Source organism: Novosphingobium sp. Leaf2 (assembly GCF_001421325.1).
Classification (GTDB): domain Bacteria; phylum Pseudomonadota; class Alphaproteobacteria; order Sphingomonadales; family Sphingomonadaceae; genus Novosphingobium.
Genome location: NZ_LMJY01000001.1, coordinates 29209 through 49992, shown reverse-complemented (window position 1 = coordinate 49992; position 20784 = coordinate 29209). Strand labels below are relative to the sequence as shown.

22 protein-coding genes are annotated in these 20784 nt (G+C 66.4%); 12 read left to right on the top strand and 10 right to left on the bottom strand.

From position 1 onward, the window contains the following. Positions 1-5 precede the first annotated feature (5 nt). The 7 genes from purE (at position 6) to ASE49_RS00220 (ending at position 6941) form a co-directional block, all read left to right on the top strand. Positions 6-506 (top strand): 5-(carboxyamino)imidazole ribonucleotide mutase, encoded by a 501-nt coding sequence (purE, locus tag ASE49_RS00250; protein ID WP_056767259.1) that lies wholly within the window; start codon positions 6-8, stop codon positions 504-506. A 19-nt stretch (positions 507-525) separates the two neighbouring features. Then, entirely contained in the window at positions 526-1584 is a 1059-nt protein-coding gene (locus ASE49_RS00245) for a 5-(carboxyamino)imidazole ribonucleotide synthase (RefSeq protein WP_056767256.1), read from the top strand. After that, positions 1584-2069: a dihydrofolate reductase gene (locus ASE49_RS00240; RefSeq protein WP_056767254.1), complete on the top strand. Its 486-nt coding sequence runs from the start codon at positions 1584-1586 to the stop codon at positions 2067-2069. The genes ASE49_RS00245 and ASE49_RS00240 overlap by 1 nt, the downstream gene beginning before the upstream one ends. 11 nt (positions 2070-2080) lie before the next feature. Next, positions 2081-3010, top strand: coding sequence for a bifunctional riboflavin kinase/FAD synthetase (locus tag ASE49_RS00235; RefSeq protein ID WP_056767250.1), 930 nt, complete (start codon positions 2081-2083; stop codon positions 3008-3010). Between the two features lie 67 nt (positions 3011-3077). Next, a complete protein-coding gene (ileS, locus tag ASE49_RS00230; RefSeq protein WP_056767247.1) occupies positions 3078-5990 on the top strand; it encodes an isoleucine--tRNA ligase in 2913 nt (970 codons plus the stop codon). After that, the gene (lspA, locus tag ASE49_RS00225) at positions 5987-6520 is read left to right on the top strand and encodes a signal peptidase II (protein WP_056767244.1); all 534 of its coding nucleotides are present in this window, start codon (positions 5987-5989) and stop codon (positions 6518-6520) included. The genes ileS and lspA overlap by 4 nt, the downstream gene beginning before the upstream one ends. 4 nt (positions 6521-6524) lie before the next feature. Beyond that, a complete protein-coding gene (locus ASE49_RS00220; protein WP_056767241.1) occupies positions 6525-6941 on the top strand; it encodes a DUF3035 domain-containing protein in 417 nt (138 codons plus the stop codon). Between the two features lie 69 nt (positions 6942-7010). Here ASE49_RS00220 and ASE49_RS00215 read toward each other — a convergent pair whose 3' ends face one another. Further along, complete coding sequence (locus tag ASE49_RS00215) at positions 7011-7496, bottom strand: hypothetical protein (protein ID WP_056767238.1); 486 nt, start codon at positions 7494-7496, stop codon at positions 7011-7013. Next, complete coding sequence (purD, locus tag ASE49_RS00210; RefSeq protein ID WP_056767235.1) at positions 7489-8766, bottom strand: phosphoribosylamine--glycine ligase; 1278 nt, start codon at positions 8764-8766, stop codon at positions 7489-7491. Before purD ends, ASE49_RS00215 begins: the two co-directional genes overlap by 8 nt. Before the next feature lie 5 nt (positions 8767-8771). Between purD and xseA the strand changes: the two genes are divergently transcribed. The 4 genes from xseA to ASE49_RS00190 are packed head-to-tail and all read left to right on the top strand — an operon-like array spanning position 8772 to position 12465. After that, the gene (gene xseA, locus ASE49_RS00205) at positions 8772-10271 is read left to right on the top strand and encodes an exodeoxyribonuclease VII large subunit (RefSeq protein ID WP_056767233.1); all 1500 of its coding nucleotides are present in this window, start codon (positions 8772-8774) and stop codon (positions 10269-10271) included. A gap of 21 nt (positions 10272-10292) precedes the next feature. Then, complete coding sequence (locus tag ASE49_RS00200) at positions 10293-10496, top strand: DUF2093 domain-containing protein (RefSeq protein WP_056767229.1); 204 nt, start codon at positions 10293-10295, stop codon at positions 10494-10496. 10 nt (positions 10497-10506) lie between these two features. Continuing rightward, positions 10507-11385, top strand: coding sequence for a M23 family metallopeptidase (locus ASE49_RS00195; RefSeq protein WP_056767227.1), 879 nt, complete (start codon positions 10507-10509; stop codon positions 11383-11385). 60 nt (positions 11386-11445) lie between these two features. After that, the gene (locus ASE49_RS00190) at positions 11446-12465 is read left to right on the top strand and encodes an esterase-like activity of phytase family protein (RefSeq protein WP_156369997.1); all 1020 of its coding nucleotides are present in this window, start codon (positions 11446-11448) and stop codon (positions 12463-12465) included. 114 nt (positions 12466-12579) lie between these two features. Here ASE49_RS00190 and rpmB read toward each other — a convergent pair whose 3' ends face one another. Beyond that, positions 12580-12864, bottom strand: a complete 285-nt coding sequence (gene rpmB, locus ASE49_RS00185) for a 50S ribosomal protein L28 (RefSeq protein WP_056767224.1) — start codon at positions 12862-12864, stop codon at positions 12580-12582. 113 nt (positions 12865-12977) lie between these two features. On the opposite strand from rpmB, the gene ASE49_RS00180 reads away from it, so the two are divergent. Further along, positions 12978-13433 carry a nucleoside deaminase gene (locus ASE49_RS00180; RefSeq protein ID WP_056767222.1) on the top strand — a complete coding sequence of 152 codons (456 nt, stop codon included), beginning with the start codon at positions 12978-12980 and terminating at the stop codon, positions 13431-13433. Between the two features lie 18 nt (positions 13434-13451). Here the strand turns inward: ASE49_RS00180 and ASE49_RS00175 are convergent, their stop codons facing one another. The 7 genes from ASE49_RS00175 to ASE49_RS00145 form a co-directional block, all read right to left on the bottom strand. After that, a complete protein-coding gene (locus tag ASE49_RS00175) occupies positions 13452-14153 on the bottom strand; it encodes a ribonuclease T2 family protein (protein ID WP_056767219.1) in 702 nt (233 codons plus the stop codon). Further along, positions 14150-15007, bottom strand: coding sequence for a carboxylating nicotinate-nucleotide diphosphorylase (nadC, locus tag ASE49_RS00170; protein WP_056767216.1), 858 nt, complete (start codon positions 15005-15007; stop codon positions 14150-14152). The genes ASE49_RS00175 and nadC overlap by 4 nt, the downstream gene beginning before the upstream one ends. Positions 15008-15071: 64 nt before the next feature. Continuing rightward, on the bottom strand, positions 15072-15869 hold the full coding sequence (locus tag ASE49_RS00165) for a LytR/AlgR family response regulator transcription factor (RefSeq protein WP_056767214.1): 798 nt from the start codon (positions 15867-15869) through the stop codon (positions 15072-15074). A 46-nt stretch (positions 15870-15915) separates the two neighbouring features. Next, complete coding sequence (locus ASE49_RS00160; RefSeq protein WP_056767211.1) at positions 15916-17079, bottom strand: sensor histidine kinase; 1164 nt, start codon at positions 17077-17079, stop codon at positions 15916-15918. A 59-nt stretch (positions 17080-17138) separates the two neighbouring features. Further along, positions 17139-17840, bottom strand: coding sequence for a DsbA family protein (locus ASE49_RS00155; RefSeq protein ID WP_056767209.1), 702 nt, complete (start codon positions 17838-17840; stop codon positions 17139-17141). Positions 17841-17892: 52 nt separating this feature from the next. After that, positions 17893-19254: a M48 family metalloprotease gene (locus tag ASE49_RS00150; protein WP_056767206.1), complete on the bottom strand. Its 1362-nt coding sequence runs from the start codon at positions 19252-19254 to the stop codon at positions 17893-17895. Positions 19255-19367: 113 nt separating this feature from the next. Next, positions 19368-20708, bottom strand: a complete 1341-nt coding sequence (locus tag ASE49_RS00145) for a hypothetical protein (protein ID WP_056768600.1) — start codon at positions 20706-20708, stop codon at positions 19368-19370. Positions 20709-20784 lie beyond the last annotated feature (76 nt).

Here is a 20784-nt window from a genome sequence, read left to right as displayed (position 1 = left end):
TCGCCATGACGCCGCCCGATCCCTCAGCTAAGGCTCTCGTCGCGATCGTGATGGGCAGCCAGTCGGACTGGCCGACGATGGGCAAGGCCGCGCAGATGCTCGATGCGCTGGGCGTTGCCTACGATGCGCGCATCGTCTCGGCGCACCGCACGCCGGATCGGCTGGTGGACTTCGCCAAGGGCGCGGCGGACGAAGGGTTCAAGGTGATCGTAGCCGGGGCCGGGGGGGCAGCCCACCTGCCCGGCATGGTCGCGTCGATGACGCACCTGCCGGTGCTGGGCGTGCCGGTGCAGAGCAAGGCGCTTTCGGGGCAGGACAGCCTGCTTTCCATCGTGCAGATGCCCGCCGGGATCCCGGTGGGCACGCTGGCGATCGGCGAGGCGGGCGCGGCCAATGCGGGCCTGCTGGCCGCCGCTATCCTGGCGACGGCGGACGATGCGCTGGCGGCGCGGCTCAAGGCCTTCCGCGCGGCGCAGACCGCCAGTGTGGCCGAGCGGCCCGAATGACCGCGCAGGACCAGCGCGCATGATCGCTCCGGGTGAGACGATCGGCATCCTGGGCGGCGGGCAGCTGGGCCGGATGATCGCGATGGCGGCGGCGCAGCTGGGCTATCGCTGCCATGTCTACGCGCCGGAAGCCGATGCGATCGCCGCCGATGTGTGCGCCCAGTTCACGTGCGCCGCGTGGGACGATGCCGCTGCGATGGCCGCGTTCGCTGCCGACTGCGCAGTGGTAACCTACGAGTTCGAGAACGTGCCAGTGGCCCCGCTCGCCGCACTGGGGGATACGCCGCTGCTGGCGCATGCCCGCGCGCTGGAAACCGCGCAGGACCGGCTGGTCGAAAAGCGCTTCGTGGCAGAGCTGGGCGGCACCCCGGCGCCTTTCATGCCGGTGGATACGCCCGCAGACCTTGCCGCCGCCGTGGCCGCGATCGGCGCGCCCGGCATCCTCAAGACCCGGCGCGACGGGTATGACGGCAAGGGCCAGTGGCGGATCATGACGCCCGGCGATGCCGCCACGCTGCACCTGCCGGCCACGGCGCTGATCTACGAAGGCTTCGTAGATTTCTTCGCCGAGTTTTCCGTGATCCTGTGCCGCGGCGCGGACGGGGACATCCGCTTTTTCGATTCCGCCCATAACGTGCATGAAAACGGCATTCTGGATACCAGCACGCTGCCCGCCCCCGCCGATCTGCAGGCGCAAGTGTCCGCCGCCCGCGATCTGGCCGGCAAAGTGGCGGCGGCGCTGGACTATGTCGGCGTGCTGACGCTGGAGTTTTTCGCCACGGCGCACGGGCCCGTGTTCAACGAAATGGCCCCGCGCGTCCACAATTCGGGCCACTGGACGATCGAGGGGGCGATCACCAGCCAGTTCGAGAACCACGTGCGCGCGATCTGCGGCCTGCCGCTGGGCGATACCCGGCTTGCCGCCAAGGGCGTGGTGATGCGCAACCTCATCGGCGATGACGTGCATGACTGGCAGGCGATCCTGGCGGACCCGGCCAACCACCTGCACCTGTATGGCAAGGCCGCCGCCCGACCGGGGCGCAAGATGGGCCACGTGACCCGGCTTGTGCTGGACTGATGGCGCAGGACATTTTCCTGATCTATGCGCGCGCGGCCAATGGCGTGATCGGGCGTGACGGCGCACTGCCTTGGCGGCTGCCCGCCGACCTCAAGCGGTTCAAGGCGCTCACCATGGGTAAGCCGATGGTGATGGGCCGCAAGACCTTCGAAAGCTTTCCCGCGCCGCTGCCCGGCCGCCGCCATATCGTGCTGACCCGCGATGCCGGCTGGCAGGTGCCCGGTGCCGAAGTGGCGCATAACGTGGATCAGGCGCTGGCGCTGGCAGGCGGCGGGGAGATTGCGGTGATCGGCGGCGCGCAAGTCAACGCGCTGTTCCTGCCGCTGGCGCATCGCGTGGAGCTGACCGAAATCGCTGGCGATTACGAAGGCGATACGCTCATGCCGCCGCTGGGACCGGGCTGGCATGAAGTGGCGCGCGAGGACCATGGCGCGCAAGGGCCCTTTCCGGCGCATGCTTTCGTCACGCTCGTGCGCGCCCTATAGCCGCCGCACCGATGATTCGCCTCGACAACCGCCTGCCTATTCCCGATTCGCTGCGCGGCGCCGTGCTGGCGCTGGGCAACTTCGACGGTTTTCACCGGGGCCATCAGGCCGTGGTGGGCGAGGCTATCGCTTGGGCGCGGGCACAGGGGCGGCCCGCCATCGTCGCGACCTTCGATCCGCATCCGATCCGCCACTTCAAGCCGGACGCCGCACCGTTCCGGCTCACCACGCTGGACCAGCGGCAGGAACTGTTCGCCGCCGCCGGTGCCGATGCGATGCTGGTGCTCCACTTCGATAGCGCGATGGCCGCGATGCCCGCGCCGCAGTGGGTGGAGCGCATGCTGGTGCAGCACATGGGCGCGGTGGGCGTGGTGACGGGTGAGGATTTCACCTTCGGGCGCGCGCGCGGCGGCAATTCCCAGATCCTGTCCGCGATCGGCGCGGCGCATGGCCTTGAAGCGCGCACGGTGGGCCCGGTGAGCGACGATGAAGGCACGATCTCCTCCAGCCGCATCCGGCAGGCGCTGAAAACCGGCGATTGCGAAACGGCGGCGCGGCTGATGACCCGGCCTTTCGCGATTCGCGGCCGGGTGCAGCATGGTGACAAGGTGGGCCGCACCATCGGCTATCCCACCGCCAATCTGGACATGGGTTCCTACCTGCGCCCGCTGTACGGCATCTATGCGGTCACTGGCCGGATGCCGGATGGACGGGTGCTGCAGGGCGCGGCCAACATGGGCATCCGCCCCACCTTCGATCCGCCCAAGGAACTGTTGGAGCCGCATTTCTTCGACTTTACCGGCGACCTGTACGGCCAGGAGATCGAGGTTACGTTCCACCACTTCCTGCGCCCGGAAGCCAAGTTCGATTCGCTCGATGCGCTGATCACGCAGATGGACGCCGATTGCGTACGCGCCCGCGAACTGCTCGCCGCGCTGTAAGCGGGCGCCGCCGCGCTATCGCGCGCACTTCCAACGCTTCGCCATTTGCTCTAGTGCGCGTGCCGTCATGACCGAACAGCAGCGCCCGCAGTCTCCGGACTATCGTAGCACCGTCTTCCTGCCGAAGACCGATTTCCCCATGAAGGCGGGCCTCCCCCAGAAGGAGCCGGGCATTCTGGCACGCTGGCAGGCGGAAAAGATTTACGAAAAGACCCGCGATGCGCGCCGCGGTCGCGAAAAGTTCATCCTGCATGACGGCCCGCCCTACGCCAACGGCGATATGCACATCGGCCATGCGCTCAACCACATCCTGAAGGACATGGTGGTGCGCACCCAGACCCTGCTGGGCAAGGACGCGCCGTATGTGCCCGGCTGGGACTGCCACGGCCTGCCCATCGAGTGGAAGGTCGAGGAAGAATACCGCAAGAAAAAGAAGAACAAGGACGAGGTTCCCGCAGAGGAATTCCGCGCCGAATGCCGCGCCTATGCCGCCAACTGGGTGAACGTCCAGCGTGAGCAGTTGAAGCGCCTTGGCGTGAACGGAGACTGGGACAACCCGTACCTGACGATGGACTTCCAGGCGGAAGCCACCATCGTGGGCGAACTGCTCAAGTTCGCGCAGAACGGAATGCTCTATCGCGGCGCCAAGCCGGTAATGTGGAGCCCGGTGGAAAAGACCGCACTGGCCGAAGCGGAGGTGGAGTACGAGGACATCACCTCGACCCAGATCGACGTGGCGTTCGAGATCACGGAATCGCCCAAAGTGCCCGAGTTGAAGGGCGCGTATGCGGTGATCTGGACGACGACACCGTGGACGATCCCAGTGAATCAAGCTTTAGCTTATGGGCCGGAGGTTGATTATACGGTTGTTCACTTCGGTGATGAACGGTTCATCGTCGCAGCCAAGCTTGCTGAAGAATTTGCAAGCCGCACTAATCGGGTTGTGACAGGAACAAGTTCTCCAGCCGCTGGCATTTTTGGCGGTTCAGAGTTCGCGTGGCGTACCTTCAAAGGCTCCGACCTCGAAGGCACCATCGCGCGCCACCCGATGCACAAACTTGGCGGCTTCTTCGCCGCGCCACGCCCGCTGTTGCCGGGTGATTTCGTCACCACCGACAGCGGCACCGGCCTTGTCCACATGGCGCCCGATCATGGTGAGGACGACTTCGAGTTGTGCAAGGCCCACGGCATCAACCCCAAGTTCGTGGTCGAGGCCGACGGCAAGTACCGTGAGGACTGGCCGTGGCTGGGTGGCCAGGGCTCGGTCATCAACCCCAAGTTCAACGCGCCCGACGGCCCGATCTGCACCGCCTTGCGCGAAGCCGGCGCGCTGCTGGCGGCGTCTGCGGACTACAAACACAGCTACCCGCACTCGTGGCGGTCCAAGGCCAAAGTGATCTATCGCTGCACCCCGCAGTGGTTCGTGCCGATGGACACGGCGATGACGCACATCTCCCCCAAGACGCGCGGCGAGAACCGCTGGGAAGGCGAGGGCGGGGCGGTGAACCCAGCCGAGGAAGCCGCGTGCGCCGCGCCTACGCTGCGGCAGGCCGCGCTCGGCGCCATCGCGGATACCCGCTTCGTGCCGGACAAGGGCCGCAACCGCATTGGCGCGATGGTGGAAGGGCGGCCCGACTGGGTGCTTTCCCGCCAGCGCGCGTGGGGCGTGCCGATCACACTGTTCGTCCATCGCAAGACGGGCGAATACCTCGTCGACGAGGCGGTGAACGACCGCATCCGCGCGGCGATCCTGGAACGCGGCGTGGATGCGTGGAGCGATGATGCCGCGCAAGGCCTGCTCGGGCGGGACTACGACGCGCAGGATTACGAGCGCGTGGCCGACATTCTGGACGTGTGGTTCGATTCGGGCTCCACGCATGCTTTCGTGCTCGAATCAGGTCGCTGGCCCGATCTGCTGCGGCCCGAAGGCTACACCGGCCCCACGGCGGACCTGTATCTCGAAGGGTCGGACCAGCATCGCGGCTGGTTCCAGTCTTCGCTGCTGGAAAGCTGCGCCACGCGCGGCCATGCGCCCTACAAGGCGGTGCTTACCCACGGCTTCACGATGGATGCCAAGGGCTTCAAGATGTCGAAGTCGCTCGGCAACACGATCAGCCCATTGAAGGTCATGGAAACCAACGGCGCGGACATCATCCGGCTGTGGGCGCTCTCGGTTGACTTCACCGAGGATCACCGCATCGGTGATGAAATCCTGAAAGGCGTGGCCGACCAGTATCGCAAGCTGCGCAACACCTTGCGCTACCTGCTGGGCGCGCTCGACGGGTTCGACGAAGCGGAGCGGTTGCCGGTGGACCAGATGCCCGAGCTGGAACGCTATGTGCTGGCGCTGCTGGGCAAGCTGGACGCCACCTTGCGCACCGCCATCGATGCGTTCGATTTCAACACCTACGTGCGGGCGTTGCTGGAATTCTGCAACGAGGACTTGTCGGCGTTCTTCTTCGATATCCGCAAGGACTGCCTCTATTGCGATGCGCCCACGGACACCAAGCGCCGCGCGTATCGCACCGTGCTGGATACGTTGTTCCACGCGCTGATCCGCTACGCCGCGCCAGTGATCGTGTTCACTGCCGAAGAAACCTGGGCCAGCCGCTATCCCGATGCGGACAGCGTGCACTTGCTCGAATGGCCCGAAGTGCCGGTGGCCGAGGCGGACTTTGATCGCTGGGCCGCGTTGCGCAGCCTTCGCCAGCAGGTGACCGAAGCGATCGAGCCGCTGCGCCGGGACAAGATCGTGGGTTCCAGCCTTGCCGCGCAAGTCACCGTGCCGGCGTCTGCTCCCGAAGCGGACCTGGCCGAACTGTTCATCACCGCTCAGGTTACGCGCGGCGCGGGCGATCAGGTCAGCGTGTCGCCCAGCCCGGATCACAAGTGCGGCCGCTGCTGGCGCCACTTGCCCGAGGTGAAGGAAGACGGCGATCTGTGCGCGCGCTGCGAAGACGTGGTGGAGGTCGCCGCGTGAGCAATCCGTGGGCCAAGCGCGGGATCGGCCTTGTCGTCGCGCTGGCGATCCTGGTGATCGACCAGGCACTCAAGACTTGGGTCGTGCACGGGTTGTTGCTGGAGCATATGGGCCAGGTTTACGTGACCCCGTTCTTCAACTTCACGTGGACGCGCAACTTCGGCGTATCGCTGGGCCTGTTCACTGCAGGCTCGCCGGAAGGGCGGTGGGCGCTGGTGGCGATGACGGCGGCGATTGCCGCATTCGTCTTCATCTGGCTGCTGCGCGAACGCAAGCTGCCGGAAATCGCGGCGTTGGGCCTGGTGCTGGGCGGCGCGGCGGGGAATATCTGCGATCGGTTCAACGTGGGCTACGTGATCGATTACGCCGATCTGCACTTTGGACAATGGCGTCCGTTCCTGATCTTCAATCTGGCCGATGCGGCGATCACCATCGGCGTCCTGATTATCCTTGCCCGTTCCCTGCTTTCGCGCGAAAAGCCCGATGCAGCGGCGCAGGCCGACCCCAAGTCTCAAAAGAATGCGAGTTGAATTGATGCGCATGAAGAAAACCGGTGCCCTCATCCTCGTCGCGACCGGCGCCGTCATGCTGTCCGCTTGCGGCAGCACCGGGCTGTTCAACCGCGGTCGCCCGGACGAATTCGCGGTCCAGCGCCAGACCCCGCTGGTCGTGCCGCCAGATTTCTCGCTCGCCCCGCCCAAGGAAGGCCAGCCCCGCCCCACCGACGATTCGCTGCAGCAGCAGACGCTCGATGCGCTGTTCGGTGGCCCGCAGGCCCGCAGCGACATCGAAAAGTCCACGCTGGATCTGGCCGGCCCCGCAGAACCCGCCATCCGCTCCAAGGTGGGTGATCCGGGCACCTATACGGTCGCGAAGGGCCCGATTACCCGCGCGATCCTGTCCGCCCCCGAAGGCGACGGACGCGATGCGCAGACCTCCGTGGGCACCTGACCCGCTGACGGCTTGATCGCAGACAAGGGGCCGGGCGAAAGTCCGGCCTTTTTGCGTTGGGATGCCGGTTTACGAACGCGCCCGTTGTGCCGTTTCCAGCTGCGCCGTGCACTGCGCCCGGCGCTGATCCCGCGCATCCGATAGCGACCGTGCGGCCTGAGCGGGCAGCGCGCAGTCCTGCGCAGGCCGGATCGGGTGCTTGGCAAGGCAGCCGCTGCGGGTGCTGAACAGGTCGTCGGCGCAATCCTCGAACGCGGACTGGTCGGCATCGTGCATGGACTGGCAGGCCTGCGTCCAGCGCTGTCGATACCCGCTTTCGGCCAGCCCCATGCACTGCGCATAGTCGGCCTGCGCGGCCTGTTCGCGCTGCACCCGCCGGGCCAGCGCCAGCGCCTGCTGCGCCTCCCGGTCCTGCTTCGCGGTCATCTCCAGCCGCTGGCGGCGCACGTCCTGCGTGGGGAGGTAAATGCCGTAGTAATAGCCGATACCAGCCCCGGCCAGCAGCACGGCCAGCGCAAGGCACAGCTTCAGGATCGGGTCTGCGCGCTCAAGCATGTTCGCGGGCCACTTCGCGCCAGCCGATGTCGCGGCGGCAGAAGCCGGTCGGAAAGTCTATCGCATCGACCGCGGCATACGCCGTCGCCTGCGCCTCGCTCACGCTGGCGCCGCGCGCGGTGACGGCAAGCACCCGTCCGCCGCTGGCGACAAGGGTATCGCCCTGACGCGCGGTGCCGGCGTGGAACACCTTGGCGCCCAGCGCTTCCGCCACGTCGATCCCCGAGATCGCGCCGCCTGTTTCCGGCGTGCCGGGATAGCCGTTGGCGGCCATCACCACCGTCAGCGCCACATCATCGGAAAAGCGCGGTGGATCGATCGCGGCAAGGCGGTTTTCGGCGCAGGCGTGCAGCAATTCGACCAGATCGGATTCGAGCCGCATCAGCATGGCCTGGCATTCCGGATCACCGAAGCGGCAGTTGTATTCGATCAGTTCGGGGCCTTTGGCGGTCAGCATCAGGCCCAGGAACAGGACGCCGGAATACGGCATGCCTTCGTTCGTCATCGCCCGCACGGTGGGCACGATGATCCGGGTCATCGCCTGCGCCTGCAACGCGGGCGTCAGTACCTTTGCCGGGCTGTAGGCGCCCATGCCGCCGGTGTTGGGCCCGGTATCGCCATCGCCCACGCGCTTGTGATCCTGCGCGGAGGCGAACGGCACCACGGTGGAGCCATCGGTCAGCGCGAAGAAACTGGCTTCCTCGCCCTCCAGAAATTCCTCGATCACCGCTTCCGCGCCGGCTTGGCCAAAGCGCCCGGCGAAGATATCGCGCACGGCATCTTGCGCCTCGGCGATCGTCATGGCGACGGTGACGCCCTTGCCCGCCGCAAGCCCGTCAGCCTTGATGACCACGGGTGCGCCGAACTTTTCCAGCGCCGCAAGGGCGGCAGCCTCGCTGGTCACCCGCTCGTACCCGCCGGTTGGGATGCCCGCGCGCGCGCACAAGTCCTTGGTGAACCCCTTCGAGCCTTCCAGCTGCGCCGCCGCCTTGCTGGGGCCGAATACGGCGAAGCCTTGCCCGCGCAGCGAATCGGAAAGGCCATCCACCAGCGGCGCTTCGGGGCCGATCACGATCAGGCCGATCACGTTCGCTTCGCAAAACGCCAGAACGGCGGCATGGTCGGTGATGTCCAGCGCGGCCAGCGTGGCCACTTGGGCGATGCCGGGGTTGCCGGGGGCGGCCCACAGGGTATCGCAGCGCGGGGATTGCGCCAGCTTCCAGGCCAGCGCATGTTCGCGCCCGCCAGAGCCCAGTAGCAGGATGTTCATTTCCCGTGCCTTCCGACCATTTCTTCCAAGACGATGACGCTGCCAACGGTTCCGGGGCCAATCGTTCCGGAGGGCTGGTAGCGAAGGAGACCGCCGGGGACAACGCCGCGCCGCTTTCCATCAGCGAGATTTCGAACCTGCTCAAGCGCACGGTGGAGGATCGCTTCGGCTTCGTGCGGCTGCGCGGCGAACTGTCCGGGGTGAAGCGGGCGGCGTCCGGGCACCTGTATTGCGCGCTTAAGGACGACAAGGCGGTGATCGACGGGGTGATGTGGAAAGGCGGCGCGCAGCGTCTGGCCTTCCGCCCAGAAGACGGCGTGGAGGTGATCGCCACCGGCAAGCTGACGACATACCCCGGCCGCTCCAAATACCAGATCGTCATCGAGACGATGGAGATCGCCGGCGAAGGCGCGCTGCTGGCGCTGCTGGAAAAACTGCGCGCAAGACTGGCCGCCGAAGGGCTGTTCGCGCCTGAGCGCAAGCGGGCGCTGCCGTTCCTGCCGCGCGTGATCGGCGTCGTCACCTCGCCCACCGGCGCTGTCATCCGCGACATCCTGCACCGGCTGGCGGACCGGTTTCCCACCCATGTGCTGGTGTGGCCGGTGCTGGTGCAGGGCGAAGGCAGCGCACAGCAGGTGGCCAATGCCGTGCGCGGTTTTTCGGCGCTGCAGGCCGGTGGCCCGGTGCCGCGCCCCGATCTGGTGATCGTGGCGCGCGGCGGCGGCTCGATCGAGGACTTGTGGGGCTTCAACGAAGAAGCCGTGGTGCGCGCCGTGGCCGAATCGACCATCCCGGTCATTTCGGCGGTGGGCCACGAAACCGACACCACCTTATGCGATTATGCCGCTGACCGCCGCGCGCCGACACCCACGGCGGCAGCCGAAATGGCCGTGCCGGTGCGCGCCGATCTGACGCTTCAGCTGGAAGAACTGGCCTTGCGCAAGCGCCGCTGCGCGCTGCGTCCGGTGGCGCTGGGGCGTGAGCGGCTGGAGGCGCGCGTCCAGCGACTGCCCCGGCCCGAAGCGATGCTGGCGGCGGGAACGCAAAAGCTGGACGATTTGTCCGAACGACTGCGCCGTGCGCTGCGGGACGAAGCGCGGCGCAAGGAGCGGCAGTTGCAGCAGGTGGCGGGCAGCTTGTCCCTGCCGCTGCTGCGCCACCGCGTGCAGGCCGGCGCGCGCGATCTGGCGCGGGCGGGCCTGACGCCGCGCGTGCTGAGCCAGCGGCTGGACCGCGCGCGGCACGGTTTCGCGCCGTGGGACCGGGTGCTCACGCAGTTGAACCCCCGCCTGCCATTGCAGCGCGGGTACGCGCTGGTGAAAACCGCTGGCGGCGCGGCGCTGACCACCCGCGCCGCCGCCGCGTGCGAGCCTGCCCTGACGATCGAATTTCGCGATGGCGAACTGGCAGTCGTCGTGGGGGAGGGGCCCGGCTCGGCGCCCGTGCGCAAGCCGGTGCGGCCAGCGCCCGCCATGCCGGGACAAGACGATTTGTTCAGCCGCTAAGGGTCTGCTAGAGATCACGTCATGTTGATGTCTTCCGCAGACCGCCCCGCCAAGCTTGCTTACGGCCCCAATGGCTTTCGGGTGCTTGCGCCCGGCCATTACGTGGCCTGTGCGGTTACGGGTGAGAAAATTCCGCTGGAAGCCTTGCGCTATTGGAGCGCCGATCGGCAGGAGCCTTACGCCAGCGCCGAAATCGCTACGCGGCGCTTGCTCGGCCAGGCCTGAAATTCGCGCCATGAAAACGTTGTCGCGGCCCCTGCTGGTGGCTGCTGTTTGCGCTGCAGCCTTGGTTCCGCTGGTTGCTCTGCGCGCCGCGTCTTATGGGGCCAAGACCGCCCCATCGACCCCCGCCTCGCCGGTATCACTCAGTTTCACCGGTGAATTGACGCAAGGTGGCTGGATCCGGGGCGTGTTGCCGGCAGGCGCGCAGACGCTGTCGATCAATGGCACTGCGCTGCCGGTGACCAGCGATGGCAGCTGGTTCGCCGCGTTTGACCGGGATGCCGGCCCCCAGGCAGTGCTGCGGGTTTCCTACCGCAACGGCGCGATCGGCGAGCAGCGCATTTCCGTATCGCCGCGTGCCTGGCAGATCGAAAACGTCAACATCGCACGCACCCCCGGCGGGCCGAGCGAAGCGTTCATGGCGCTGCGCCGCCCCGAACTCGCCCGGATCGACGCGGCACGTACTCTGGTTACCGATGCGCAAGGCTGGCGGCAGCACTTCATCTTTCCGGTAAAGGCCCGCATTTCCGGCCGCTTTGGTTCGCAGCGCGTCTATCGCGGTGAGCCGGCGGCTTATCATTCCGGGCTGGACCTGGCCGGCGGCGCCGGCACCGTATTCGTGGCGCCGGCCGATGGCGTGGTGATCCTGGCGGCGCAGGCACCGTTCACGCTAGAGGGTAACCTGCTGATGCTGGACCACGGCATGGGCCTAAACAGCGCCTTTCTGCACTGCTCGCAAATTCTCGTGCGGCAGGGTGAGCATGTGAAGCAGGGCCAGGTCATCGGGCGCATCGGCATGACCGGACGCGCTACGGGGCCGCACCTGCACTGGTCGATCAAGTGGCACGACGCCCGGCTCGATCCGCTGCTGTTCACCGGGCCGATGACGTAACGGCTGGCGGCAGCGTCCCGCCGGTTGCCTTCGCGCCCGATTGCCCTATCCGCCCCAGCCATGTTCCTGCGCCACCGCATTTGCCTTCTGATCGCCGGTCCCGCCCTGCTGTGGCTGACTTGGGGACGCGGGCCGGTGGTGGAAGAACACGAAGCAGACGATCCGCATTTCACGATCGCGCCCGAGCGGCTGCCCGATCGCGCCACGATGGCGCGATACCTCGGGCCGTTCCGCTTGGAAGGCGCGTGGGTGATGCGTTCCAACAACGTGCGCTTCTTCGGCTATTCGTCGCTCGTGCCGATGGAGGGTGGCCGCCAGCTGCTGGCTTTCAGCGATTCGGGCGATGTGCTGTCCTTCGCGCCGCCTGGCGAACCGCCGCGCCCAGGCGCCGTATGGCCGCTGCCGCTGCGGGAACGGGCGCGCGGCAAAGTGGACAAGGACGTGGAATCGTCCACCCGCGATCCGGTGTCTGGTCGCTACTGGTTCGGGCTGGAAGGCAGCAACACCATCGTGCGGTTTTCCCGCGCGTTTCGGGAAACCGGGCGGGTGGCGCCGCGCGGCATGGCGGCGTGGGATACCAACACTGGCGCGGAAGCGATGGCGCGGCTGCCTGACGGGCGCTTCGTGGTGATTCGCGAAGTGACGCCCGGCTGGTCGGAAGCGCGCCTGCACGATGCATTGCTGTTTTCCGGTGATCCGGTGCAGCACCCCGATGCTGCGCCATTCCGATTCGACGGACCTGACAATTTTTCGGTGGTGGACATGACGGTGCTGCCGGACGGGCGGGCGCTTATCCTGATGCGCCGGTTGCTGTGGCCGTATCCAATGCGATTCGCCGGGCGCATCGTGATCGCCGATACCGCCCGGATCCGTCCCGGCGCGGTCTGGCATTCGACCCCGCTCGCCTCACTGGCGTCAATTCTGCCGGTCGACAATTTCGAGGCAATCACGGCGGTGCCGGCAAAAGACGGGCGGCTGACGGTGTGGATCATGTCGGACGACAACCACATGCGCACGCTGCAGCGGACATTGCTGTGGAAGCTGTCCGTCGATCCCGCCCAGCTGCCTTGGCCCAAGTGAGCGACGCCAGTGATTGGCCCAAGTGGTCGGGCATCACGCGAAAAAGCGCGCAAAGCCCAAGGCTTGCGCGCTTTTAAAGCGGTTGTGATCACGCCTCCCGAAAGAGACGATCGATCAGGCGGCCTGCTTCTTCTTCAGATCGCGCTTCACCTTCAAGGCGCGCGCGCTGAGCTTGGAATCAGTTGCCTTAAGAAGCCAGTTGTCCAGCCCGCCGTTGTGCTCGACCGAGCGCAGGCCGTGGGTCGATACGCGGAACTTGAAGCTGCGCTCCAGACCGTCGGACAGGAGCGTTACGTTCTGCAGGTTGGGCAGGAACACGCGCTTGGTCTTGTTGTTGGCGTGGCTGACGTTGCAGCCAACCTGGCGGCCCTTGCCGGTCAGTTCGCAGATGCGGGACATGTTCTTTCTCGCTCGAAAATTGCTGTGCCGTGTTAACGGGAAGGCGCGCCCTTACCGAGTCCCTCAGCCAAGGTCAAGTTGCGCTGGGGTTTTTCGCAAGGTAGCGAGGGTGCATGACCCGCTGGCCGCTTCCCCCCTACATGGCGCTTGCCCTGGCGCAAGCCTGCCAGGCGGCTGCTGCTGGCGAAGTGCCGATCGGCGCGGTGGTGGTGCGCGATGGCCAGGTCCTGGCCACGGGACGCAACCGCCCGCGCGAACGACACGATCCCACCAGCCACGCCGAAATCGAGGCGATTCGCGCGGCCGCGCAGGCGCTGGGCAGCGAACGGCTGGAGGGATGCGAATTGTGGGTCACGTTGGAGCCTTGCGCGATGTGTGCTGGCGCCATCGCCCACGCACGGATTGCGCGGCTCTATTATGCCGCGTCCGATGAGAAGGGCGGGGCGGTGGAGCATGGGGCGCGGGTGTTCGATCATCCGCAATGCCTCCACCGGCCGGAGGTGTACGCCGGGATCGGTGCCGGGGAAGCGGCGGCGCTGCTGCGCGCGTTCTTTCAGGCGCGGCGATAACCGGCACAAGACCGGCCTTTACAGCCCGCGCCAGATCCGCAGCAGGGTGGCGTCTGCCGGCCCGTATTGCCCGGCGCGGCATGGGCCGGGTCGGAAGTCCTTGCGGTAACACAAATGCATTTCGCGCAACCAGCCGGTGCGGCTGGTCTCCAACCCTACTGCGGCGCGGGGCCAGCCGGGATTGGCAGCGAGAAATTCGCTGCGCAGGTCGCCGGCGGTCAGGTCTTTCTTGCGAGAGAGGCGATCGGCGTCCGGCCAGTGGACGGAGCGCCACAGGATCGCGCTGACTTTGAAATACTGTTGCGGCGTTGCGGCCATGCAGGTGCCGTGGCGTGCCCACTCATGCGCCAGTAGGCCGGGCGAGGGGGTCATGCACAGATGGTCACGCAGCACCTGCGGCGCGGGCACGCCGGCACTGGCGCACCATTGCGGGGAGGAGCCGGCGGCGGCTTCCGGCCACAGGCCGTGCAGCACGAACCCGAAGCGTCCGTTGGTGCCCGCGCACTGCATCGCGCGCGTGTCGCCGCTGGTTTTGCAATACTCGGGCGACCAGCTGGCCGCCAGCGTGTACCCGGCCACCGCAGCGCGCCGCACCGGGCCGTCCGGCGTCACCGGGCGCACTGGACGAAGGTTGTGGGGCGGCGCGCACTGGTAGGCCTGTCCCAGCGCCGGCAGCGGCAGGAGGATAAGCGTCGCCGCCAGGGCGTACGCGGGTTTCACAGCGGCGTGAAGTCCAGCCCGATGTCGGCCGCGGGCGCAGACTGGGTCAGGCGGCCGACGGACACATAGGTAACGCCGCTGGCCGCGATTGCGCCGATGGTGTCGAGGTTGACGCCGCCGGATGCCTCGGTAGGCACGCGCCCGGCCACCAGCGCCACCGCCTCGCGCAGCAGGTCTGGGCCCATGTTGTCCAGCAGCAGGTGATGGGCGCCAGCCGCGATCGCGGGTTCGATCTGGTCCAGCCGGTCAACCTCGCAGATGATCTGGGCGACGCCGGCATCCCGCGCGCGGGCCACGGCGGGGCCAACGCCGCCGGCCACCAGCACGTGGTTGTCCTTGATCATCGCTGCATCCCACAGGCCCATGCGGTGGTTCTGTGCGCCGCCGGTGCGGGTTGCGTATTTTTCCAGATGACGCAGGCCGGGGATGGTTTTGCGCGTATCGAGGAGGGTCGCGTGCCCGTTCATCGCATCGACATAGCGGCGGGTCAGCGTGGCGATGCCGGACAGGTGCTGCACCGTGTTGAGGGCGCTGCGCTCCGCCGTCAGCAGTGCCCGCGCATTGCCCGCCATGCGCATGAGCAGCGTCCCGCCGGGCACCTGCGCGCCTTCATCGACCAGGATTGCGATTTCCATCGCCGGGTCCAGCGCGCGGAAGAACGCCGCAGCGATGGGCAGGCCGGCAACGGTGATCGCATCGCGGGTGTCCATCACGCCCGCAAAGCGCGTGTCCGATGCGATCACGCTTTCGCTGGTGACGTCACGCCCGCCGCCCGGCAGGCCGGTGCCAAGGTCTTCGGCCAGGGTGGCGGCCACGAACGCGGACAGATCGAAGTTGGGGATCGCAAAAGTCATGGCGGCGTCTTTCGCGCGATCGGGCGATAAAGTCGAGCCGTGCGTAGTGGCGCGGGTTACCAGATCAATGGACGAAGCGGGCGATCACATCGCGATACGAGCGGCTGACTTTGACCTGCGCGCCCGAATCAAGCACCAGGAAGCATTCGCCGTTGGTATGCGGCTTCACCTGGCGGACCTGGTTGAGGTTGACGATGGTGGAGCGGTGCACGCGCTGGAACACGCGTGGATCAAGGCGGCGTTCCAGATCCTTCATGGTTTCGCGCAGGATTAGCGAATTGTCGGCAGTGCGGATGCACATGTAATCGCCCGCCGCCTCAATATGTTCGATCGAATCGACGTCAATGCGGAAGATCTGGCCGCGATCCTTGATGTTGATCAGCTTTTCGTAGCGGTCCGAATTGGGATCGGTTTCCTCAGGCATGTGATCGACCGCATCGGGCGCCACTTCGGCCAGCACCGTCTTGAGCTTTTCCGCTTCTTCGGACGAACGCTTTTCCGAAAGCCGCTGGCGTACGCGGGCCAGGGTATCGTCCAGCTTGCTCTCTTCCACCGGCTTCATCAGGTAATTTACCGCGTTGGCTTCAAACGCGCGAACGGCGTGTTCCTGATACGCGGTGACGAACACGAACAGCGGAGGCTCGATCTCCATCACGCCCTTTACGACGGAAAAACCGTCAAAACCGGGCATCTGGATGTCGAGGAAAACGAGATCGGGCTTTTCGGTCTTGATCTTGCGGATCGCTTCGCGCCCGTTCGCGCAGGTATCGATAATCTCGACATCGGGGTATTTTTCGAGCCGAAGTTGCAGGCCTTGGATGGCGAGTTTCTCGTCGTCGACAAGGATCGTGCGAATTGTCATGTTTCAATTTCTCCGGCCCGGCTAACGCGCAAGGGCCAAATTTGTTTCATCGCGCCATGAAAGCCGGTTGGCGCGCGGCATCTGGCATATCCTCGGTGGTTTCCCAGCGGTCGAAAGGAAGCTCGATCACGACCGCGAAACCGCCCTCCGGCGGCTCCACGGTTTCGAAGCGGTGATTCTCGCCATACGCCTGCGACAAGCGATCGCGGATGTTCGATAATCCCACTCCGGTGGAAACCGGCTCCCCTCCATCGTAGGTCATGCCCGACAGCCTGTTGTCGGTCGTGGGACTTTGCAAGCCCGGCCCGGTATCCGAGACGGTGATGCGAAGCATCGGCCCGACGAGTTGCGTGGCCACCGTGATCTCCGCCCCGGCCTCCTGCTGGCTGACGGCATACTTGATCGCATTTTCCACCAGCGGCTGCAGTAGCAGCGATGGCAACAGCCCGCTTTCGGTGGCGGGATCGATGTTGAAAGTGGTGCGCAGCCGCTCTTCGAATCGCATGCGTTCGATGTCGAGATACAGCTGCAGCGTCTCCACCTCCTGCGCCACCGTGACCCGCGCCGAAGGCTTGTTGACCAGCGTATAGCGCAGGAACGACGACAGGCGGCTGAGCATGGCGTTGGCGGGCTCGGTCTGCTTGAGCAGCACCAGAGTGGAGATGGAATTGAGCGTGTTGAACAGGAAATGCGGGTTGAGCTGATAGCGCAGCATCGCCAGTTGTGCGCTGGTGGCCTGGTTTTCCAGCCGGATCAGTTGATCATTCTGTTCTTCCACCTGCAGGTAGAAGTTGACCATGAAATACAACGCGGTCCACGCACCCAGCAGCGTTGCGTCCAGGTAGAACACGCCTACGAACAGCTGGGCGAAGCTGGTGGTATTGTCGATCCGCCACAGCGAAATCACCCACGCGTCAATGAAGGCGTGCAGGCCCACCGCCAGCGGCAGGACCAGCACCGTCAGCCCCCAGGTAACGAGGGTGCGCCGCTTGATCAGCGCGCGGTAGATGACCGACAGCACCAGCGATATGGAAAAGCCGGTGATCGTGGCGATCAGCACCTGCACCAGCGAACTGAGCGGCAGGTCGTTTGCCAGGAACGACATCGAGCGCAGGATGAACGCGCCGCCCCACCCTACGAATTGGAGGCGCCAGAAGGCGCGGTCCTTGTCGGCGAAGAACGGGATGGGCTGGATGGGCAGGACGCTCATCGGCTCAACTTAGTCCACTTGGCCGGCATTGCAAAATCGGCGGGGCACAACATGGCGGCTCACGATCCGCGCGCGGCGCTGATGGCGGCGGAAAGCTGGTCGAAGCCCACGGCGCCGGGTATCAGCCGGTCGCCCACGATCCAGCTGGGCGTGCCGGAAAAGCCAAGCCGCTGCGCGATTTCCAGATTGCGCCCGATTTCCTGGGCAACCGTGGCGCTGGAGGCCACGCGCCGCGCCCGCGTCAGGTCGAGGCCGGCCTTGGCGGCGGCGGCGGCGATCGCGGCGTCATCCACCTGGCCGGCGGCATACATCGCATCGTGGAACTGCGCATATTTGCCCTGCTCGGCGGCAGCCAGTGCCATGCGCGCGGCGTCCGGGCTGTGCGGGCTGATGATCGGCAATTCGCGAACGATGATTCGCAGGTCCGGGTTCTTCGCGATCAGGTTGGCGACGTCGGGCAGGCTCTGGCGGCAATACCCGCAGGCATAGTCGCTGAATTCCACCAGCGTGACCTTGCCGTTGGGATTGCCCAGCACCGCGCCGGGAAACGGCGTTTCCACGGTGGAGCGGATACCGGCAAGCGCCTGGGTGGCCTGGCGGCGCTGCAGGTTCTCCATCGCTTCGGGCAGGATCTCGGGATGGCTGAGGATATAGTCGTGCACCACATGCTCGATGGCGGCGCGGGCGCCATACCAGCCCCCCACGCCAACCACGGCGAGGCCGGCGACGGCGATGAGTGCGAACTTGGCGGGGTTGCCCATGGTCTGGTTTGCTATCCGTATATGATCGGGTGGGAGGGTGGTGCCGGCGCCTTCAGCGCCGTTTCTTGCCGCGTTCCAGCTGGGCGCGGGCCTGCATTTCGATGTCCTGCGCGCGCAGCCAGTCCGGCGTGTTGGCCGTCAGCCCTGCTTCGGCGGCCTGCGCGCTGCGCAAGGCTTCCTCGGCGCGGCCGGACAGGATCTGCTGCTCGGCGCTGGCCAGATAGGCGCGCGGCATGTCGCCGTTGGCCGCATAAATCACGCCCAGCTGATACCAGGCGAACGGGTTTTCGCGATCGCGCGCAACCGCGTTTTTCAGCACCTCCTGCGCCTCGCGGAAATTGGCGGGGTCCTCGGTAGCGATCAGCGCGTGGCCGAACAGCGTGGCGATCAGCGGCGTGTTGCCCGAAAGCGCGGTCGCCTGCCGCAAGGGGCCCAGCGCTTCGGCGGGTTTGCCGGCTTCGAGCAGGATCTGCCCGTCCAGTTCGAGAAAGTAGGGATCGCGCGGGTCAGTGGCGATCAGCGCCTCGGTTTCCGCCCGCGCCTGCGCAAACAGCGACTGGCGGTGATAGGCATAGGCCCGGGCATAGCGGGCGGGCACGGACGTGTCGGTGACGGGGTAGCGACGCATGACTTGCGCGGGGTCGGCCAGAAACCCGTAGAGCTTGGCCTTGGCCCGCACGAACCGCTGTTGCAGCTTCGCATCGTCCGGCTTGTTCCAGGCAGGGTCTTTTTCATACGTATCTTGCAACGTCGCGATGCGATCGCCGGTCAGCGGATGGCTGGAATAGAACTGGTCCCCGTCCTGCGGCCGATAGCCATAGCGAAACTCCATGTTCTGCAGCTTCTTGAAAAAGTCGAGCGAGCCGCGCCCGCTGATCCCGGCTGCAGACAGGTACTGCGCGCCCGCCGCGTCGGCAGAGGCTTCCTGCGAGCGGGTGTAGGCCAGATAACTGCCCATCGCGGCCTGCTGGCCGGCCATCACCACGCCCATCGCCGCTTCCGCCCCGCCGGCAGCAGCGGCGGCGGCGCCCAGCAGCAGGGAAAGCAGCGAGATGTTGGTGGCGCTTTTGCCGCCCATGTTGAGCACGACATGCCCGCCGGTCACGTGGCCCAGCTCATGCGCGATCACGCCTTGCACCTGGGACGCGGTATCCGCCTCGTCGATCAGCCCGGAATTGACGTAAACGGCCTGGCCGCCGGCGACGAACGCGTTCACCGTGTGATCGTTAACCAGCACGATATCGACGTTACCGGGCTGCAGCCCGGCGCCTTTGGCCAGCGGCGCGGCCATGTCATGCAACAGCGCCTCGGTTTCCGCATCGCGCAGGATGGACTGCGCCGCGGCCGGGACGGTGGACATGCCCAGCAGCACGGGAACCATGACCAGCAGGGCGGGTAGTCGCAAGCTCGGCATCGATCCTCTAGGTGGCGTGGGCCGCTGAACCGGGGATGAAGCCGGGATCCACCTGATGCCGGGACCGGGGCCGGGGATCAACCCGCGATTGCACGCTGGCGCCGCGTGAGCGATCAGCCGAGCAGGCGGCGCGCGGCGCGGACAAGCAGCGCATCGTCGTCCGCCACCTCGCCCACCAGCAGGACCTGGCCGTCCGCAGTGCGGCGCGCGACCAGTACGGTGAACTCCGCGCCGGTAGTGGCCGTTTCCGCCAGCGGGGCTGCCGGCAGACCACGCAAGTCGTGGACCAACTTATCGCGCACGCCCATTGAGTTCTTGGCCGGATCATCCGTCCTGCGAAGCCGGCGCTCCTCGCGCACCACCGCCTTGAGGCCACCGGGCGTGTTTGCCAGATGGCCACCCAGCGCGCCGTTTTCCAGCCCTAGCCGCTGGGCATGGGCGATCGCGGTGGCGAACTCCGTCAGCCGGGTCTTGTCGTACGTTGCGCCGAAAACCAGCTTCACCAGCGGGATCAGGGGCGCGCGGCTTTGCGTCTTGAGGCCCGCGTCGCTGACCAGAGCGGCGAAATCATCCGGTGCGTCCTGCGCGGCCAGCGCGCAATCGTATGCCCGCCCGATCGCGTCATACAGCGCCTGGTGCGAGCGCTCCTCGCTGTGGCTGGCAAGCTGCGCCAGCTCGCGCGCCGAGGCCAGCCAGTCAGCCACGCCCATCGCATCGTCAGCGAAAGCGGTGGGTTCCGCATCTTGCGCAAAGCCAGGCCGGGGGATCTCGACAGGCGTGTAAGGCAGGTCCGCCGTCACACCAAAATCCCCGGTGGCGAAATCAGCCGGCCCATCGGCCCATTCGTTGAGCATCTCCGGCACGCGCATCAGCGCCGGCGTGTCGCTTTGAAGCGCTGCCGGCACGGCGGCATCGGTCGCGCGTTCCTTCCAGTTGATCACGCCGTAAATGAAGTCGATGCGGGCGCCGCTGGACCCTTGCGTGCGTGAAAAGGGCAGCAGGATGCCCCGGTACAGGATGGCGACGCCCTGATGGTTTGTGAACTCGGCCTCGAAGCCGATCGGCGCCTCGTTGGCCAGGATCTGCATGTAGTGATCGGTGATGCGCGAGAGCAGCGACCGGCTGGGCACATCCTGCAGGCGCATCCCATCCTTAGCGCCGCATTCCGCTGCCAGCATATCGCCCAGCCAGCCGATACGCGGGTTTTCGATGCCCTCAGCGAAATCGAGCAGTACGCTGCGAGGGCCGAAATCGGGCAAGGCGGCAGGGTCGAGCGCGGCGATGTCAGGGAACGCGTTGTCTCCCAGCAGCCCGGCCCAGAAATTATAGGCGCGCACCTGCATGCGCCGCTCGTCATTGCCCAGGGATGCGGCGTCTAACGGGCCGGCGTCCATCGCCGCATCGGCTGATCGCTGGTCGTCGTGGCCGGAAAGCTCGCCGTGCATCGTGTCCATGTCGCCTTCGTCCGACTCGCCGCTGTTGCCGTGGTTTTGGCGCAACTGCGTGAATTAAGCTTTAAGTTGCGCCTGT

Coding starts and splice junctions, on each gene's coding strand:
- purE (WP_056767259.1), top strand. CDS start 6: ATGACGCCGCCCGATCCCTCAGCTAAGGCTCTCGTCGCGATCGTGATG.
- ASE49_RS00245 (WP_056767256.1), top strand. CDS start 526: ATGATCGCTCCGGGTGAGACGATCGGCATCCTGGGCGGCGGGCAGCTG.
- ASE49_RS00240 (WP_056767254.1), top strand. CDS start 1,584: ATGGCGCAGGACATTTTCCTGATCTATGCGCGCGCGGCCAATGGCGTG.
- ASE49_RS00235 (WP_056767250.1), top strand. CDS start 2,081: ATGATTCGCCTCGACAACCGCCTGCCTATTCCCGATTCGCTGCGCGGC.
- ileS (WP_056767247.1), top strand. CDS start 3,078: ATGACCGAACAGCAGCGCCCGCAGTCTCCGGACTATCGTAGCACCGTC.
- ASE49_RS00220 (WP_056767241.1), top strand. CDS start 6,525: ATGCGCATGAAGAAAACCGGTGCCCTCATCCTCGTCGCGACCGGCGCC.
- ASE49_RS00215 (WP_056767238.1), bottom strand. CDS start 7,496: ATGCTTGAGCGCGCAGACCCGATCCTGAAGCTGTGCCTTGCGCTGGCC.
- purD (WP_056767235.1), bottom strand. CDS start 8,766: ATGAACATCCTGCTACTGGGCTCTGGCGGGCGCGAACATGCGCTGGCC.
- ASE49_RS00200 (WP_056767229.1), top strand. CDS start 10,293: ATGTTGATGTCTTCCGCAGACCGCCCCGCCAAGCTTGCTTACGGCCCC.
- ASE49_RS00195 (WP_056767227.1), top strand. CDS start 10,507: ATGAAAACGTTGTCGCGGCCCCTGCTGGTGGCTGCTGTTTGCGCTGCA.
- ASE49_RS00190 (WP_156369997.1), top strand. CDS start 11,446: ATGTTCCTGCGCCACCGCATTTGCCTTCTGATCGCCGGTCCCGCCCTG.
- rpmB (WP_056767224.1), bottom strand. CDS start 12,864: ATGTCCCGCATCTGCGAACTGACCGGCAAGGGCCGCCAGGTTGGCTGC.
- ASE49_RS00180 (WP_056767222.1), top strand. CDS start 12,978: ATGACCCGCTGGCCGCTTCCCCCCTACATGGCGCTTGCCCTGGCGCAA.
- nadC (WP_056767216.1), bottom strand. CDS start 15,007: ATGACTTTTGCGATCCCCAACTTCGATCTGTCCGCGTTCGTGGCCGCC.
- ASE49_RS00165 (WP_056767214.1), bottom strand. CDS start 15,869: ATGACAATTCGCACGATCCTTGTCGACGACGAGAAACTCGCCATCCAA.
- ASE49_RS00160 (WP_056767211.1), bottom strand. CDS start 17,079: ATGAGCGTCCTGCCCATCCAGCCCATCCCGTTCTTCGCCGACAAGGAC.
- ASE49_RS00155 (WP_056767209.1), bottom strand. CDS start 17,840: ATGGGCAACCCCGCCAAGTTCGCACTCATCGCCGTCGCCGGCCTCGCC.
- ASE49_RS00150 (WP_056767206.1), bottom strand. CDS start 19,254: ATGCCGAGCTTGCGACTACCCGCCCTGCTGGTCATGGTTCCCGTGCTG.
- ASE49_RS00145 (WP_056768600.1), bottom strand. CDS start 20,708: ATGGACACGATGCACGGCGAGCTTTCCGGCCACGACGACCAGCGATCA.